Annotated in this window: 15 protein-coding genes; 8 read left to right on the top strand and 7 right to left on the bottom strand. The window is 73.2% G+C overall.

The window, feature by feature from the left end; translation table 11 throughout:
• The first annotated feature begins 116 nt into the window (after positions 1 to 116).
• From AH6_RS34240 to AH6_RS34255, 4 genes are all read left to right on the top strand, one after another.
• Positions 117 to 2,216, top strand: coding sequence for a transglycosylase domain-containing protein (locus AH6_RS34240; protein ID WP_169807959.1), 2,100 nt, complete (start codon positions 117 to 119; stop codon positions 2,214 to 2,216).
• 25 nt (positions 2,217 to 2,241) lie between these two features.
• Positions 2,242 to 3,879 (top strand): glycoside hydrolase family 3 protein, encoded by a 1,638-nt coding sequence (locus AH6_RS34245; protein ID WP_067488535.1) that lies wholly within the window; start codon positions 2,242 to 2,244, stop codon positions 3,877 to 3,879.
• A 56-nt stretch (positions 3,880 to 3,935) separates the two neighbouring features.
• Entirely contained in the window at positions 3,936 to 4,415 is a 480-nt protein-coding gene (locus tag AH6_RS34250; RefSeq protein ID WP_067488536.1) for a hypothetical protein, read from the top strand.
• Positions 4,416 to 4,496: 81 nt separating this feature from the next.
• On the top strand, positions 4,497 to 5,099 hold the full coding sequence (locus tag AH6_RS34255; protein WP_067488539.1) for a Uma2 family endonuclease: 603 nt from the start codon (positions 4,497 to 4,499) through the stop codon (positions 5,097 to 5,099).
• Between the two features lie 52 nt (positions 5,100 to 5,151).
• Here the strand turns inward: AH6_RS34255 and ptsP are convergent, their stop codons facing one another.
• From ptsP to nagA, 7 genes are read right to left on the bottom strand one after another with little or no spacing between them, the layout of a single operon-like run.
• Positions 5,152 to 6,825, bottom strand: coding sequence for a phosphoenolpyruvate--protein phosphotransferase (gene ptsP, locus AH6_RS34260; protein ID WP_245679593.1), 1,674 nt, complete (start codon positions 6,823 to 6,825; stop codon positions 5,152 to 5,154).
• 1 nt (position 6,826) lies between these two features.
• Complete coding sequence (locus AH6_RS34265; protein ID WP_067488543.1) at positions 6,827 to 7,099, bottom strand: HPr family phosphocarrier protein; 273 nt, start codon at positions 7,097 to 7,099, stop codon at positions 6,827 to 6,829.
• Between the two features lie 12 nt (positions 7,100 to 7,111).
• Positions 7,112 to 7,780, bottom strand: coding sequence for an HAD family hydrolase (locus AH6_RS34270; protein WP_245679590.1), 669 nt, complete (start codon positions 7,778 to 7,780; stop codon positions 7,112 to 7,114).
• A gap of 4 nt (positions 7,781 to 7,784) precedes the next feature.
• Entirely contained in the window at positions 7,785 to 8,234 is a 450-nt protein-coding gene (locus tag AH6_RS34275) for a PTS sugar transporter subunit IIA (protein WP_067488545.1), read from the bottom strand.
• A 12-nt stretch (positions 8,235 to 8,246) separates the two neighbouring features.
• A complete protein-coding gene (locus tag AH6_RS34280) occupies positions 8,247 to 8,480 on the bottom strand; it encodes a PTS sugar transporter subunit IIB (RefSeq protein WP_067488549.1) in 234 nt (77 codons plus the stop codon).
• A gap of 17 nt (positions 8,481 to 8,497) precedes the next feature.
• On the bottom strand, positions 8,498 to 9,544 hold the full coding sequence (locus AH6_RS34285) for an SIS domain-containing protein (RefSeq protein WP_245679591.1): 1,047 nt from the start codon (positions 9,542 to 9,544) through the stop codon (positions 8,498 to 8,500).
• A gap of 8 nt (positions 9,545 to 9,552) precedes the next feature.
• A complete protein-coding gene (gene nagA / locus AH6_RS34290) occupies positions 9,553 to 10,701 on the bottom strand; it encodes an N-acetylglucosamine-6-phosphate deacetylase (RefSeq protein WP_067488551.1) in 1,149 nt (382 codons plus the stop codon).
• Positions 10,702 to 10,864: 163 nt separating this feature from the next.
• On the opposite strand from nagA, the gene AH6_RS34295 reads away from it, so the two are divergent.
• The 4 genes from AH6_RS34295 to AH6_RS47160 all read left to right on the top strand — a co-directional run bounded on the left by AH6_RS34295 (position 10,865) and on the right by AH6_RS47160 (position 15,217).
• On the top strand, positions 10,865 to 12,169 hold the full coding sequence (locus tag AH6_RS34295; protein WP_067488552.1) for a PTS transporter subunit EIIC: 1,305 nt from the start codon (positions 10,865 to 10,867) through the stop codon (positions 12,167 to 12,169).
• Positions 12,170 to 12,364: 195 nt separating this feature from the next.
• The gene (locus AH6_RS34300; RefSeq protein ID WP_067488554.1) at positions 12,365 to 13,105 is read left to right on the top strand and encodes a GntR family transcriptional regulator; all 741 of its coding nucleotides are present in this window, start codon (positions 12,365 to 12,367) and stop codon (positions 13,103 to 13,105) included.
• 16 nt (positions 13,106 to 13,121) lie between these two features.
• Positions 13,122 to 14,498: a PTS transporter subunit EIIC gene (locus AH6_RS34305; protein ID WP_067488556.1), complete on the top strand. Its 1,377-nt coding sequence runs from the start codon at positions 13,122 to 13,124 to the stop codon at positions 14,496 to 14,498.
• A gap of 167 nt (positions 14,499 to 14,665) precedes the next feature.
• Positions 14,666 to 15,217 carry an Rv3235 family protein gene (locus tag AH6_RS47160; RefSeq protein ID WP_373861849.1) on the top strand — a complete coding sequence of 184 codons (552 nt, stop codon included), beginning with the start codon at positions 14,666 to 14,668 and terminating at the stop codon, positions 15,215 to 15,217.
• The last annotated feature ends 96 nt before the right edge of the window (positions 15,218 to 15,313 follow it).

The following is a 15,313-nucleotide window of genomic DNA, read 5'->3' on the forward strand; positions in this document are numbered from 1 at the left end:
AGGGGTGAACGGCCGAACGCCCCTTTCCGCCCTTCAGCAGGGCCGGTGTGGCTTCGGCACGTCCCGGCGCACGGGCGGCGGTCACGTTCTGTACACCCACACCGAACGAGGTCGTCTTGCACGCGCTCCCCCCTGCTCGTTCCCGCCTGCGCGCCGTCGCCCGGCTGGCACGCGCCGTCGCCCGCCGCCTCAGGTCCCTGCGCCCCTCGCGTCGCGTCGTGCGCGTCGTGCTGGGCGCGTCCGCCGCCCTGGTCCTGCTGGTCGCCGGGACGCTCGTGGTCGTCTACCAGCGGACCCCCACCCCGACCGAGCCCCAGGCCGGGGTCACCGACGAGGGGTCGACCGTCTACTACGGCGACGGCCGCACCCCGATCCTGCGGCTGGGCGCCAACCGGCAGGCCGTCCGGCACGGCGACATCCCCGACCACGTGCGCTGGGCCGTCATCGCCGCCGAGGATCGTGGCTTCTACCAGGGGCACGGCGTCTCCCCCGTCGGCACCGTCCGCGCCCTGTGGAGCACCGCCTCCGGCGGCGGCGCGCAGGGCGGCTCCACCATCACCCAGCAGCTCGCCCGCAACTACTACAAGGGGCTGAGCCGCGACCGCACCCTCGACCGCAAGGCCAAGGAGATCTTCATCGCGCTGAAGCTCGACCGGGCCAAGAGCAAGGACGCCATCCTCGACCTCTACCTCAACACGATCTACTTCGGCCGCCAGACCTTCGGCGTGCAGGCCGCCGCCCGCGCCTACTTCGACAAGGACGTGCAGCAGCTCACGGTCGCCGAGGGCGCTCTGCTGGCGGCGATGATCCAGCTCCCGGCCTACTTCGTGACGCGCGGCGACTCCGCGCCCGCCCGCGCGTTGCGGGCCCGCTGGCGGTACGTCATCGACGGGATGGTCGGCATGGGACGGCTGACGCGCGCCGACGCCGGGCGGCTCCGCTTCCCGACGACGCGCAAGGAGTGGCGCGGCGTGCTGCTGTCAGGGCAGTCGCCGCTGGTCCGGCAGCGGGTGCTGGAGGAGCTGCGCGACGCCGGGATCCCCGAGCAGAGCGTCGTCAACGGCCGCCTGAAGATCTACACCGGGCTCGACCAGCGCTGGATGGCCTACGCCGAGCAGGCCATGCGGGCGGCGAGCGAGCCGCGCTGGCACCGGGACGTGCAGGCCGGGCTCGTCGCGGTGGACCCGGCCGACGGGGCGGTCCGCGCGTTCTACGCGGGCGACCCGAAGCGCAACCAGATCGACACCGTGTTCCGGCCGATCGCGCAGGCCGCCTCGACGTTCAAGCCGTACGTGCTGGCGGCGGCGCTGCGCAAGGGCATGACGGTGCGCACGCGCGTCAGCGGCAAGTCGCCGGTGAAGTTCGCGCCCAACGGCGAGACCACCCCGATGACCGCGCCCGGCTACCGGGTCGACAACGACGAGAAGATCGGCTCGCTGGGCGCGGTGGACCTGGTCCGGGCCACCGCGCTGTCGGTTAACACCGGGTTCGTGAAGCTGGCGTTCGAGGCGGGGGTCGACAACGTGATCCGCGCCGCCGCCGACCTCGGCGTCCCGGCGGCGGCGCTGAAGCCGTTCAAGGGGCAGGCCGGGGTGGCGCTCGGCGTCGCGGACGTCTCGGCGTCGGTGCAGGCCGCCGGGTACGCGGCGTTCGCCAACGGCGGCACCGCCGTCACCCCGCACCTGGTCACCAAGGTCGTGGACGCGCAGGGCCGCGAGGTGCCCCTGCCCTGGAGGCGGCCCGGCCGCCGGGTGCTCACCCGCGAGCAGGCCGCCCAGGTGACCTACGCGCTGCGCAGCACGGTGGTCGCGGGCACCGGGCGGCGGGCCGCGCTGGCCGACCGGCAGGCGGCGGGCAAGACCGGCACCTCCGACCGCAACCGCGACGCCTGGTTCGTCGGGTACGTCCCGCGGTTGTCGGCGGCGGTGGTGATGTCGGACGCGCGCGCCAAGACGTTGCGGGACCTGCCCGGCCATCGCGGCGTCGTGTCGGGCGAGGACGTCCCGGCGAAGATCTGGCGGGCGTTCATGGCGAAGGCGACGGCGGGGACGGCGGCCGAGGACTTCCCCGAACCGGCGTTCGCCGGGACGACCCGCGACCTGGTGCCGCCCGCGACCCCGGCCCCGTCCCCGGGCCCCGAGCCGGAGTCGACCGAGTCGGCTCGACAGCGCGCCAAGGACCGGCTAACGTCGCGAGGTCGGATCACGAACGAGTAACGACCATGTCGGGGGGCCTGGTCCCGTGCGTCGCGCGTCACCCGCCCTGGCCGCCACCGCCGCGGCGCTCCTCGCGCTGCCCCTGGCCGCCTGCAGCGAGGAGCCCCGGCCGGCGGCCCCGGGCGCGGCCTCGGACTCGGCGGAGCCGTCCGCCACCCCCACCACGCCGCCGCCGGGCGCGTGGATCCCGGAGTTCGTCGCCGGCATGAGCCTGCCCGAGAAGGTCGGGCAGCTGTTCGTGCCGACCTTCTCCGACGCCGCCGACGCCAAGGCGATGATCGAGAAGTACCACGTGGGCGGCTTCATCTACTTCCCCGGCAACCTGACCTCGCCGCGCGCGACCGCCACGCTGTCCAACCGGTTGCAGAAGGCCGCGAAGGTGCCGCTGCTGCTGGGGGTGGACGAGGAGCAGGGCCTGGTGACGCGCACGCCGTTCATCACCCGCTTCCCCGGCAACATGGCGCTGGGCGCGACGCGCAGCACCGCCGACGCCCGCGACGCGGCCCGTGTCACCGCCGCCGAGCTGCGCGCGGTGGGCATCAACCAGGACTACGCGCCGGTCGCCGACGTCAACGTCAACCCGGCCAACCCGGTGATCGGCATCCGCTCGTTCTCGTCGGACCCCAAGCTGGTGTCCACGCTGCTGGCCGCGGCGATCGGCGGCTACCAGTCGGCCGGGGTCGCCGCGACGGCCAAGCACTTCCCCGGGCACGGCGACACCGCGACCGACAGCCATACCGGCCTCCCTGTGATCAAGCACACCCGCGAGCAGTGGGAGCGGCTGGACGCGCCGCCGTTCCGGGCCGCGGTCGCCGCCGACGTGGACGCGATCATGTCGGCGCACATCGTGGTGCCGAAGCTGGACGACTCGGGCGATCCCTCGACGTTGTCGCGCACGGTGCTGACCGGGTTGTTGCGGCAGAAGCTGGGCTTCCAGGGCGTGATCGTCACCGACTCGCTCCAGATGGAGGGCGCGCGCCGCAAGTACGGCGACGCGGCCACCCCGGTCCGGGCGATCAACGCCGGGGCCGACCAGCTGCTGATGCCGCCGAGCCTGCCCCGCGCGCACGCGGCGGTGCTGAAGGCGGTGCGCAGCGGCAAGATCTCCAAGAAGCGGCTGGACGAGGCCGTCGGGCGCATCCTGCGGTTGAAGGAGAAGCGCGGGCTGTTCCAGAACGCGCAGGCCGACCCGGCGCGCGCCGACGAGATCATCGGGTCGGCCGCCAACAAGGCCGTCGCGCGGCGGGTCGCCGAGCACGCGGTGACGCTGGTCCGCAACAAGGAGAACGTGCTGCCGCTGAAGGGCAAGCGCGTCTACGTGTCCGGCCCCCGCAGCGACACCCTCGCGGCGGCGCTGCGCAGCGCGGGCGTGAACGTCGCCGCCTCTCCCGGCTCCGCCGACGTGACGGTCCTGACCACGCTGAACTCCGACCCGTCGGCCCGCATCCGGGCGGCCGGCAGCAAGCCCGTCGTGGTCGCCGCGCTGGGCCGCCCCTACGACCTGGACCGGGCGGGCGGGGCCGACGCGGCGCTGGCGACCTACTCCTCCGCCGCCGTCGCGGTGAAGGCGCTGGGCCGCGTCCTGTCCGGGCAGGTCAAGCCCACCGGCAAGCTCCCCGTCGCGGCGGGCGCCCCGATCGGCACGGGCCTCACCTACCGGTAGACGGCCCGGCAGCGGGACTGGCAGGATCAGCGCGCGCTTACCTTCCGGGAGGTTCCGTGCGCCTGCGCCTGCTCCTCGTCGTGGCCCTCGCCCTGCCCGCCGCCGCGTGCAGCGGCGACCCCGCACCGGCCAAACCCGCCGCCGGGACCCCACCCCGCCCCAGCGCGCGCACGGCGCTGCCGCCGAAGCAGACCGCCGCCGCCCGCACGGCCCTGACCAAGTACCTGCGGGGCCTGGCGGCGGGCGATGCGAAGGTGTGCGGCCTGACGACTCCGGCCTACGAACGCGCCGTCTACGGCAAACCGGGCGGCTGCCGCCCCGGCCTCCCCCAGGCCCGCCGCAAACTGCGCCCGAAGGACCTGGCGGCGCTGCGCACGGTGACCGTCCCGACCGCCGAACCGGGCGCGGGCCCAGGCGAGTACAGCGTGCAGTTCGAGGACCTGAAGTGGAAGGCGGAACCGGCCCGCCCCGGCGGCGTCCTGGCCGCCCGCTTCACCCTGCACAAATCCGGCCCCCACTGGCTCCTGGTCTCCTGACCCTCGCCACCTGCGCGTTCCATCGCCACCGTGTGCACGACCGCCGGTAGCGTGGGTCCCGGCGAAGCGAGGAGCACACCGATGTCCATGCCTGCCTGGGCGACCGATCCCAAGTCCCTGCTGCTGACGGCCGCGCAGTACGCGGAGCTGCCCGATCATGTCCGCCGGTCCATCGAGGTCGTGGACAATCACGTGGTCTTCCTGCACTCGGGCAGCGTGGAGCATTCCCGGGTCGCGCGCCGCCTGGCCGAGGCGATCGAACGGGCCCGCCCGGACGCCCCCTGCATCGCGGTCAGCACCGAAGTGGACATGCACTACCGGAAGTTCCATCGCAACTCCGACGGCGACTGGCTCTCCTTCCGCCGCCCCGATGTCACCGTGCACCGCTGCCTGGCGCGCGGCAGCGATCTGACCAGCCGCGACGCGCTGATCGTCGTCGAGGTCGTGTCGCCCGGCAGCGAGCAGGCCGACACCGTGCAGAAGGTCGCCGAGTACGCCAAGGAGCAGATCCCGGTCTACCTGGTGGTGACCTTGGACGACGAACTGTACGTCAAGTTCGTGCGCGAGTACCGGCTCGACTGGTCGAAGGCGGGTTACCAGCTCGTGGCCGTGCACGAGGGCGAGCTGACGCTCACCGAGCCGGTCGCCTTCTCCGCGACGTTCGCCGACCTCGACCGGGCCTGAGAACACGGAGGCGAGGTCACCCCTACACCGGGTGGCCTCGCCTCCGCGGGTTCTACAGGCCCAGTTCCGCCAGGGCGGGCAGGGTCGCTCGGGCCGCGTCGCGGGCCTCGGTCGCCGAGCGGGCCTCGCGGGCCGCCAGGGCCGCCGTGCGGCACTCGGCCAGCGTGTGGTGGGCGAGGGCCGCGCGGACCAGGGGCAACGACGGGGCGCTCATCGACAACGACGTCACGCCGAGGCCCACCAGCACGCACGCCAGCGCCGGGTCTCCGGCCGCCTCGCCGCAGACGCCGCACGGCACGCCCGCGTCCGCCGCCAGCGCCACCAGGTCCAGCACGGCGGGCTGCCACGGGTCCTGGAGACGGGCCAGGCCGCCGATCTGGCGGTCGGCGGCGCAGGTGTACTGGGTCAGGTCGTTGGTGCCCAGGCTGAAGAACTCGATCTCGGGTGTCAGGTCGCGGGCGCGCAGCGCCGCCGCCGGGACCTCGATCATGACGCCGGGGTGCTCGATACCCGCCGCGCGGCAGGCGGCGGCGAAGTAGGCCGCCTCCTCGGCGTCGGTCACCATCGGGGCCATGACCTGGAGCTTGGCGCTCTGGCCCGACGCGGCGCGCGCCAGCGTCGTGAGCTGGGCCGTCAGCACGTCCTCGTGGCGGCGGAGCATCCGCAGGCCGCGCTCGCCGAGCGCCGGGTTGGGCTCCTCCCCGGGCGGCGGCAGGAACGCCAGCGGCTTGTCCGCGCCCGCGTCCAGGGCCCGCACCACCACGCGGCCCTCGGGGAACGCCGCCAGCACGCGGCGGTAGGCGTCCTCCTGCTCGGCGTCGTCGGGCGGCGTCGAGCGGTCCAGGAACAGGAACTCGGTGCGGTACAGGCCGACGCCTTCCGCGCCGTTGGCCAGCGCGGCGTCCAGGTCTTTGGGGCCGCCGATGTTGGCCAGCAGCGGGACGGCGTGGCCGTCCTTGGTCGCGCCGGGGCCGGTCGCGTCCGCCAGCGCGGACGCGCGGGCGTCGGCGGCCTCGCGGGCCTCGGCCACCTCGGCGTCGGACGGGTCCACCCGCACGGTGCCCGCCGCGCCGTCCACCAGCACCATCGTGCCGTCGGCGAGGCCGGTCGCGCCGGGCAGCGCCACCACGGCCGGGACGCCCATCGTGCGGGCCAGGATCGCGGTGTGGCTGGTCGGGCCGCCCTCCTCGGTCACGAACGCCACGACCTGCGCCGGGTCCAGCACGGCGGTGTCGGCCGGGGCCAGGTCGCGCGCGACCAGCACGAACGGCACGTCGGACTCGGGCACGCCCGGCACCGGCAGGCCCAGCAGCCGCGCGACGGCGCGGTCGCGGATGTCGTCCAGGTCGGTGACGCGGGCCGCCAGGTACTCCCCCGCCCCGGCGAGCATCTCGCGGTAGACGGCGAACGCCTCGAACACCGCGCGGGCCGGGGCCGTCCCCTTCGCGATCCGCTCGGCGGCACCCTCGGCCAGGCCGGGGTCGCGCGCCATGAGGGCCTGCGCGTTCAGCACGTCGCGGCCCTCGGTGTTGCCAGCGGCGGCGGAGCGCTCGCCGCGTTCCTCCAAATCGGCGGCCACGGCCTCCAGCGCGGCGTTCGCCGTGGCCAAAGCCGCTGCGGCGTCACCGTCGTGCCGGTCGCCTTCCGGCGGCTCGGGCACCGCGCCCGCGATGCCGCGCACCGGGCCGTGACCGACGCCGGGGCTCACCCCGGCGCCGGTCAGCACCTCAGGCACCGGAGGGCTCCGGCTGCGCCAGGATGTCCTGCAACTGGTCCAGCACCTCGTCGGCGCCGTCGCCCTCGGCGGCCAGCGTCACCTGCTCGCCGTGCCGCGCGTCCAGGCCCAGCACCGCCAGGATGCTCTTGGCGTTGACCGGGTCCTTGCCCTGCTTGGCGACGGTCACCTCCATCGGGGCCTTGGCCGCGGTCTGCACGAACAGCGCGGCCGGGCGGGCGTGCAGCCCCACCTTGGACTCGATCTTGACATTACGCTCGGTCACGGCAACTCCTCGTCAGCTCCCGGGCACCCGCAGCGCGGGGCCGGGCAGTACGGCTATTTCCAACAGGTCGGCCACCACGCGGTCGGCGGCGGCCAGCGCGTCCGGCGGCTGGGTGGTGGTCACCGCCACGCACGTCATACCCGCGGCCTTGACCGCGGCCACCCCGGCGGGCGCGTCCTCGAACGCGACCATGCGCCCCGGCGGCAGGTCGAGGCCGCGCGCGGCGGCCAGGAAACCCTCGGGGTGGGGCTTGCCGACGGTCACGTCATCGGCGGTCACCACCAGTTCCAGCAGGTCGCGCACGCCCAGGGCGTCCAGCAGCCCGGTGGCGTACCCGCGCATCCCGGACGTCACCACCGCGACCGGGACGCCCGCCCCGTGCAGCGCCCGGACCAGCTCGACCGCGCCCGGCACGGGCCGGACGGCGGGCAGGTCCGGGTCGTTCTCGTAGGAGACGGCCTGCAGGAACAGCTCCTCGACGCCGCGGCCGGGGAACAGGTGGATCAGGTCGGCCAGCGCCTCGCGGCCCCGGCGCCCCGCGAACGACGCGATCAGCGCCTCGTCGTAGGGGGCGCCGTGCGCGTCGAACAGCCGCGACCACATCACGCGGTTGCGCGGCTCGGTGTCGATCAGCGTGCCGTCCAGGTCGAACGCCACTCCGGCGATGCTCAGCTCGGTCAACGGCTCAGTTCCACTGGAAGAGTTCGGTGCCCTTGGCGACCTCGCCGCTGTCCACGACCTGCGACAGCGCGTCGGCCCCGGCGTCCAGGGCGACGACCGCGCAGATCGGCGAGCGGCCGCCCGCCTCGATCTCGGCGGGGTCCCAGGCCACCAGCGCCTGCCCGGCGGTCACCTCGTCGCCCTCCCCGGCCAGCAGCCGGAAACCCTCGCCCTTGAGCTGGACGGTGTCGATGCCGAGGTGCACCAGCACCCCGTGCCCCTCGGCGTCCACCACCACGAAGGCGTGCGGGTGCAGCTTCACGATCTTCCCGGAGACCGGGGCGATCGCCTCGCCCGGCTTGCGCTCGGGGTCGACGGCGGTGCCCGGACCCACCATGGCCTGGGCGAACACGGGGTCGGGCACGCCCGGCAGGCCGACGGCGCGGCCGGCGACCGGGGACAGTACTCGGGTCATTGACCGGCCTCCCTAGTCGAGGATGTCCTCGATGTCGCTGGCGATGGTGTCGGCCTCGGGACCGACCACGACCTGCACCACGGTGCCGCTGCGCATGACGCCGAAGGCGCCGGCGGCCTTCAGGCCCGCCTCGTTCACCAGCCCCGCGTCGGAGACCTCGGTGCGCAGCCGGGTGGCGCACGGCTCGATCTCCACGATGTTGTCGGCGCCGCCCAGGGCGGCGACGATGGCCTCGGCCTTGTCCATGTCGGTGTCTCCTCGTCTCAGTCGGTCTGGGTGACCTTGTTCAGGCCGCGCGGCACGTCCGGGTCCAGGCCCAGCGCGCGCGCCAGGTTCTCGACCAGGATCTGGCCGGGCACGATCAGGCCCAGCGGCGCGACCCATTCGGGCAGGTCCGGCCCCGCCAGCGCGGCGGTGCTGGCCTCGGCGAGGGCGTCGCCGCCGCCGAGGCCGAAGGCCGCCGCGCCCGCGCCGCGCACCCGCTTGGCGAGCGCGACGGTGCCCGGCAGCGTCGGGCCCTCGTTGGCCGCGACCAGCAGCGCGGGCGTCTCGGCGTCCACGACCGCGATCGGGCCGTGCAGCAGGTCGGCGTAGGACAGGCCCATGGCGTGCAGGTAGCACGCCTCCTTGATCTTCAGGGCCAGCTCCAGCGCGGTGCCGAAGGCGATGCCGCGGCCGGACACGACCGCGCCGGGCACCTCCGCCAGCGCCGCGACGATCTCGGGCAGCGCGGGCGACGCCTCGGTGGCGGCGATGAGCCGTTCCACCTCGTCGGGCACGCGCGCGAGGTCGCCTGCGTCCACGTCGGCGCCGAGGCCGAGGCCCAGCACCGCGAGCGCGGCGAGCTGGGTGGTGTAGGTCTTGGTCGCCGGGACGGCCAGCTCCTCGCCCGCCTCGGTGATCAGCGCGACCTCGGCGGACTCGGCCAGCGGCGAGCCCGCCCCGTTGGTGACCGCGACGGTCCGGGCGCCGCAGCGGGCGGCCCAGTCCATGGTCTGCACGATCTCCTCGGTCTTGCCGGACTGGCTGATCGCCACCGCCAGCACGCCCGACAGGTCGAGGTCGCGCTTGTAGGTGGTGGCGATCGACGGCGCGGCCAGCGTGGCGAGCCGCCCGGCGTGCGACTCGACCAGGTAGCGGCCGTACACCGCGGCGTTGTCGGACGACCCGCGCGCGATGAACAGCACCTGGCGGGTGCCCTCGGCGAGCTTCGCGATGTCGGACACGCGCGGCAGCAGCCCGTCGACGGTGTCGCGCAGCGCGGCGGGCTGCTCGCCGATCTCGGCGCGCATGCGGCTGGTGGTGCTCATGATCCCCCTCAGAAGACTTTCTGCCCGTTGATCCACGTCGTACGCGCCCGGTAATCGTCGTCGAGCCAGACCAGATCGGCGGCGGCGCCGGGGGCGACGCGGCCGAGGTCGGATCGGCCGACGAGGTCGGCGGGCACGCGTGTGGCGGCGTCGATGGCGACGACCGGGTCGAGGCCGAGGGACACCGCGTTGCCGACGGCCTCGTCCAGCCGCAGCCCGGAACCGGCGATGGTGCCGTCGGCGCGCAGCGGGGGGCCCTGCTCGGGCATGGTGATCGGCTCGCCGCCCAGCTCGTAGGTGCCCGGGGGCATCCCGGCCGAGGCGGCGGCGTCGGTGACCAGCACGACGCGGCCGGGCGCGGCCTGGAACACCAGGCGGCAGACCTCCGGGGCGACGTGGTGCAGGTCGGCGATCAGGCCGGGGTGCAGGCGCTCGTCGATCAGCGCCTGGACGGCGACGCCGGGGTCGCGGTGGTGCACGCCGGACTGGGCGTTGAAGATGTGGGTGACCATGCGGGCCCCGGCGTCGGCCGCGGCGGCGGTCTGCGCGGCGGTGGCGTCGCTGTGGCCGACGCTGACCAGCACGCCCGCGGCGGTCAGGGCGCGGACGGCGTCCAGCGCGCCGTCGCGCTCGGGGGCCAGCGTCACCAGCTTGACCAGGCCGGTCTCCAGCAGCGTGGCGATCGCGTCGGGCGCGGGGTCGGTGAGGAACGCCTGGTTGTGGGCGCCCTTGCGCTGGGGCGACAGGAACGGGCCCTCCAGGTGCACGCCGAGCACCTTGGACCCGGCGGGCAGGCGCGGCAGCAGGCCCTTGGCGCGGGTCAGCGCGGTGGCCTGCACCTCGACGGGCGCGGTGATGAAGGTGGGCAGGAACGCGGTCACGCCGGTCTCGGGCAGCCGGGTGACGACGGCCTGCCAGCCGCGCTCGTCGGCGTCCACCATGTCGTAGCCGTAGAAGCCGTTGACCTGGAGGTCCACCAGGCCCGGGGCGAGGATGCCCGCGGCCAGGTGCACGTCGGCGGGATCGTCCGGGCGGCCCTCGCCGACCTCGGTGATCACACCGTTCTCGACCCGGACGAATCCCGGGGACACCAGGCGGGTAGGACCCCCCTCGGGGGAAGTGATCAAGCTGTTCGCGGTGATCAGAAGTGCTGCCATAGGTGCGCACGCTCCGTGACGCCGAAACCACTGGTCGTCGCCTCCGACGACTGGTCTAGTCCGGACTAGACCAGTACGCACCATATCTCAGGTAACCGGAAGAGCGAAGATGTCGGGTCCCGGTCGTCCGGGCGGGGGCCCTCTCGGGGGAGGTCGTCCGCTCATGAGTTCCACGGCCGCCGCGTCCGGCGGCGGAGCACGCGGGGCGTGGTCAGCGACGTTCGCGGTGCTGCAACGCATCGGCCGCAGCCTGATGTTGCCGATCGCGGTCCTACCCGCGGCCGGCATCCTGCTGCGGCTGGGCCAGGACGACCTGCTCGGCAAGGACGGGCTGGGCTGGAACCGGATCGCCGAGGTGTTCGCGGCGGCCGGTGGCGCGCTGCTGGACAACCTGGCGATCCTGTTCGCGGTGGGCGTCGCCATCGGGTTCGCCAAGAAGTCCGACGGCTCGACGGCGCTGGCCGCGATCGTGGCCTACCTGGTGTTCGACCGCGTGTCCAAGACGCTCTTCCAGCACAGCTCGGAGCTGAAGGCGAGCGTCACGCAGATGGTCCAGGACGGCGACAGCTCCAAGGAGGTGCTGAACCTCGGGGCCAAGAACCCGACCCAGGTGCTGGGCGGGATCGTCGTCGGCATCATGGTCGCCCTGCTCTACCAGCGCTTCTACAAGATCAAGCTGCCGTCGTGGCTGGCGTTCTTCGGCGGCCGCCGGTTCGTGCCGATCATCAGCGCGGTGGCGGCGCTGGTGCTGGGCGTGGTGTTCGGGCTGGTCTGGCCGCTGCTCGGCGGGTGGATCGACTCGTTCGGCGACTGGCTGACCGGGCTCGGCGCGGTCGGCGCGGGCATCTACGGCGTCGCCAACCGGCTGCTGCTGCCGTTCGGCCTGCACCACATCCTGAACTCGCTGATCTGGTTCGTGTTCGGCACCTACGACGGGCCGGACGGCGCGGTGCACGGCGAGATCAACCGCTACCTGGCCGGGGACCCGCACGCGGGCACGTTCCTGTCGGGCTTCTTCCCGGTGCTGATGTTCGGGCTGCCGGGCGCGGCGCTGGCGATCTGGCGGGCCGCGCCGCCGCACAAGCGGGACGCGGTCGGCGGCCTGATGATCTCGGCGGCGCTGACCGCGTTCGTGTGCGGCGTCACCGAGCCGATCGAGTTCTCGTTCATGTTCGTGGCGCCGCTGCTGTACGGCATCCACGTGGTGCTGACCGGCATCTCGATGTACGTGCTGGCGGCGGCCGACGCCCAGCTCGGCTTCTCGTTCTCGGCCGGGCTGATCGACATGGTGCTGAACGCGACCAAGAGCAACACCCGCCATCTGGGGCTGATCATCGGCATGGGGGTGTTGTACTTCCTGCTCTACTTCGGCATCTTCACCTTCGTGATCAAGCGGCTGAACCTGCCGACGCCGGGCCGCGAGCCCGAGGACCAGGAACCGCCGGACATGGCGAAGGACGGCCTCTGACCGCAGACAGAACCACGGCGGCGGACCTGGGGATCGTCCTCAGGTCCGCCGCCGTTCCACGTCTCTGACCTGCACGTATTCACGATCATGCGTGACCGGTCCGTTACCGGCCGGGGCATTGACACTCCTTTCCGGCATGTGGTCTAGTCCGGCCTAGACCAGTACGAACCTGTCGATCCGGCGAGGACGCCCCCCGTGACGACCATCGATCCGCACAGCCCCGTCCCCAAGTACTTCCAGCTCCGCGCGATCCTGCTCGACCTGATCGAGAGCGCGGAGCTGCCGGTGGACGCGCTGATCCCCTCCGAGCGCGAGCTGTGCGCGCGGTACGAGCTGTCCCGCATGACCGTGCGGCAGGCGGTGGAGCAGCTGGTCACCGAGGGGCGGTTGTACCGCGTCCCGGGCAAGGGCACGTTCGTGGCGCGGCCCAAGCTGGAGATGCCGCTGCGGCTGATCTCGTTCACCGAGGACATGCTGGCACGCGGCCTGCGCCCCGGCGCGGTGGACCTGGACCGGCGCACGATCCCCGCGGACGCGCGGCTGGCGCGGCTGTTCGACGTCGAGCCCGACACCCCGATCCACGTCATCGAGCGGCTGCGCACCGCCGACGGCCAGCCGATGGCCGTCGAGCGCGCGCACATCCTGGCCTCGCTGGCCCCCGACCTGCTGGACCGGCGGCTGGCCGACCGGTCGTTGTACGGGGTGCTGGAGGCGGTGTACGGGCTGGTCTTCGACGCCGGGGACCAGACCATCGACGCCGTGCTGGCCGACGCCGCCGAGGCCCGGCGACTCCAGATCCCCCGCAGCAGCGCCGTGCTGCTGCTGCAGCGCCGCTCCTACATCAACGGCGTCTGCGCGGAGCTGGGCGTGTCGACCTACCGGGCCGACCGCTACCAGATCCACACCGCCCTCGGAAACCCCCCGTCGCGCCCCTAAGAGGAGGAACCCCCTGATGAGCACCGCTGTCGCAGCGGACGGCACGGCCAAGCCCAAGCGCGGCTCCAGCACGTTCGCCGTCCTGCAACGCATCGGCCGCAGCCTGATGTTGCCGATCGCCGTCCTGCCCGCCGCCGCCCTGCTGCTGCGCCTGGGCCAGCCCGACCTGCTCGGCGTCGACGGGCTGGGCTGGGACAAGGTCGCCAGCGTCGTCGGCGAGGCGGGCAACGCGCTGCTGAGCGCGCTGCCGCTGCTGTTCGCGGTCGGCGTGGCGATCGGCTTCGCCAGGAAGGCCGACGGCTCCACCGCGCTGGCCGCCGTGGTCGGCTACCTGGTCTTCGACCGCGTCTCCAAGGTCATGTTCTCGCTCAGCGACAGCGCCGAGCTCAAGGGCCGCTTCATGATCGACAAGATGGCGGACGGCAAGGCCGCCACCGTCATCGACTGGGGCGCCAAGAACCCGACCGACGTGCTGGGCGGCATCCTGATCGGCGTCGTCGCCGCGCTGCTCTACCAGCGCTTCTACCGGGTGAAGTTGCCGACCTACCTGGCGTTCTTCGGCGGCCGCCGGTTCGTGCCGATCATCACGGCGCTGGCGGCGCTGGTGCTGGGCGTGGTGATCGGCCTGCTGTGGCCGTTCCTCGGCGGCGTGCTGGCCGACTTCGGGAACTGGGTGACCGGCGCGGGCGCGGCCGGCGCGGGCGTCTACGGCGTGATCAACCGCCTGCTGCTGCCGTTCGGCCTGCACCACATCCCGAACTCGCTGATCTGGTTCGTGTTCGGCGACTTCCAGGGCCCCGACGGCGTGGTGCACGGCGAGATCAACCGCTACCTGGCGGGCGACCCGAACGCGGGCGGCTTCCTGGCGGGCTACTTCCCGGTGCTGATGTTCGGCCTGCCCGGCGCGGCGCTGGCGATGTGGCGCGCGGCCCCGGCGCACCGCCGCCCCGCCGTCGGCGGCATCATGATCTCGGCGGCGCTGACGGCGTTCGTGACGGGCGTGACGGAGCCGATCGAGTTCGCGTTCATGTTCGTGGCGCCCGTCCTGTACGGGGTGCACGTGGTGCTGACGGGCATCTCGATGGCGGTGCTGGAGGCGGCGGGGGCCCAGCTGGGCTTCGGCTTCTCGGCGGGCCTGATCGACATGGCGCTGAACGCGACGAAGGACAACACCAAGGGCCTGGCACTGATCCTGGGGATGGGGGTCCTGTACTTCCTGGTGTACTTCTTCGTGTTCAAGTTCCTGATCGAAAAGTTCAACTTCGCGACGCCGGGACGGGAGCCGGAGGGCGAGGACTCGGTCGCGGCGGACCCGGCGGCGGCGCCGGAGGTGGCGGCGGGGTCGGAGCCGAAGAAGAAGCGCAAGTCCGAAACGCAGGACTCGCCAGCGTAAGAATTCAGGCCCACCCAGCCCAGGGCCACTAACGCCGAGGTGGCAGAGCATTCCCTGATGCTCTGCCACCTCGGCGTTCGCGTTACGCGGGTGCCCGCATCCGGCCAGAACGTATCAGCGCTCCCCCGCAGCCCTCCTTCTTCACGACACCGAGGAGGGCCGCTTCCATGCCACCGACCAACCCGCCCCTGCGCCCGCCCGTACGAGTAGTGCCGTACACGCCGCACAACAGCACTCAGGGAAGGGCAAAGACGGAGAGAACCCACCTACGCCCAGTAAGAGGCGCACCACCGTCGAAACAGCAGGAACCGGCCCCGCGCCCCGCCGTCCCCGGCCTGAGGCTGATCAACCCACCAGAGACGAGCGTGCAGGACGTGGCCGAGGCGACGGCACGCCTGGTGATCGAGGTGCTGGCGGGCGTCCGAGTCCCCCGCCACCTGGACACGAGGGCGCTGCCGCAGGTGAGATCGGGCGTGGCGGCCCACCAGATCGCGGTGGCGAAGGGAGCAAAGGTGGCCCCACCGCGAGTGCTATCCGTCCGAGCACAGGAACCGGCCCCCGACGTGGTGGAGGCAAACGCGGTGGTGATCCTGGCGGGCCACATCCAGGCACTGGCGTTCCGTCTGGAGCGGCACAGGGGCCAGTGGCGCTGCACGGCGGTGGAGACGACAAGACCGACGAAGCCGAAGCCAAAGTCGGCAAGCCGCCAGGCAGGCTGACCAGACCATCCACCCCAGCCCCGCGCGGGTTTGTGCACATGACCATCCACCCCAGCCCCGCGCGCTGCACCATCACGCCAACCCCGGCCACCGGGG

The sequence above is a fragment of the Actinomadura hibisca NBRC 15177 genome (assembly GCF_001552635.1).
In the GTDB taxonomy this organism is placed as follows: domain Bacteria; phylum Actinomycetota; class Actinomycetes; order Streptosporangiales; family Streptosporangiaceae; genus Spirillospora; species Spirillospora hibisca.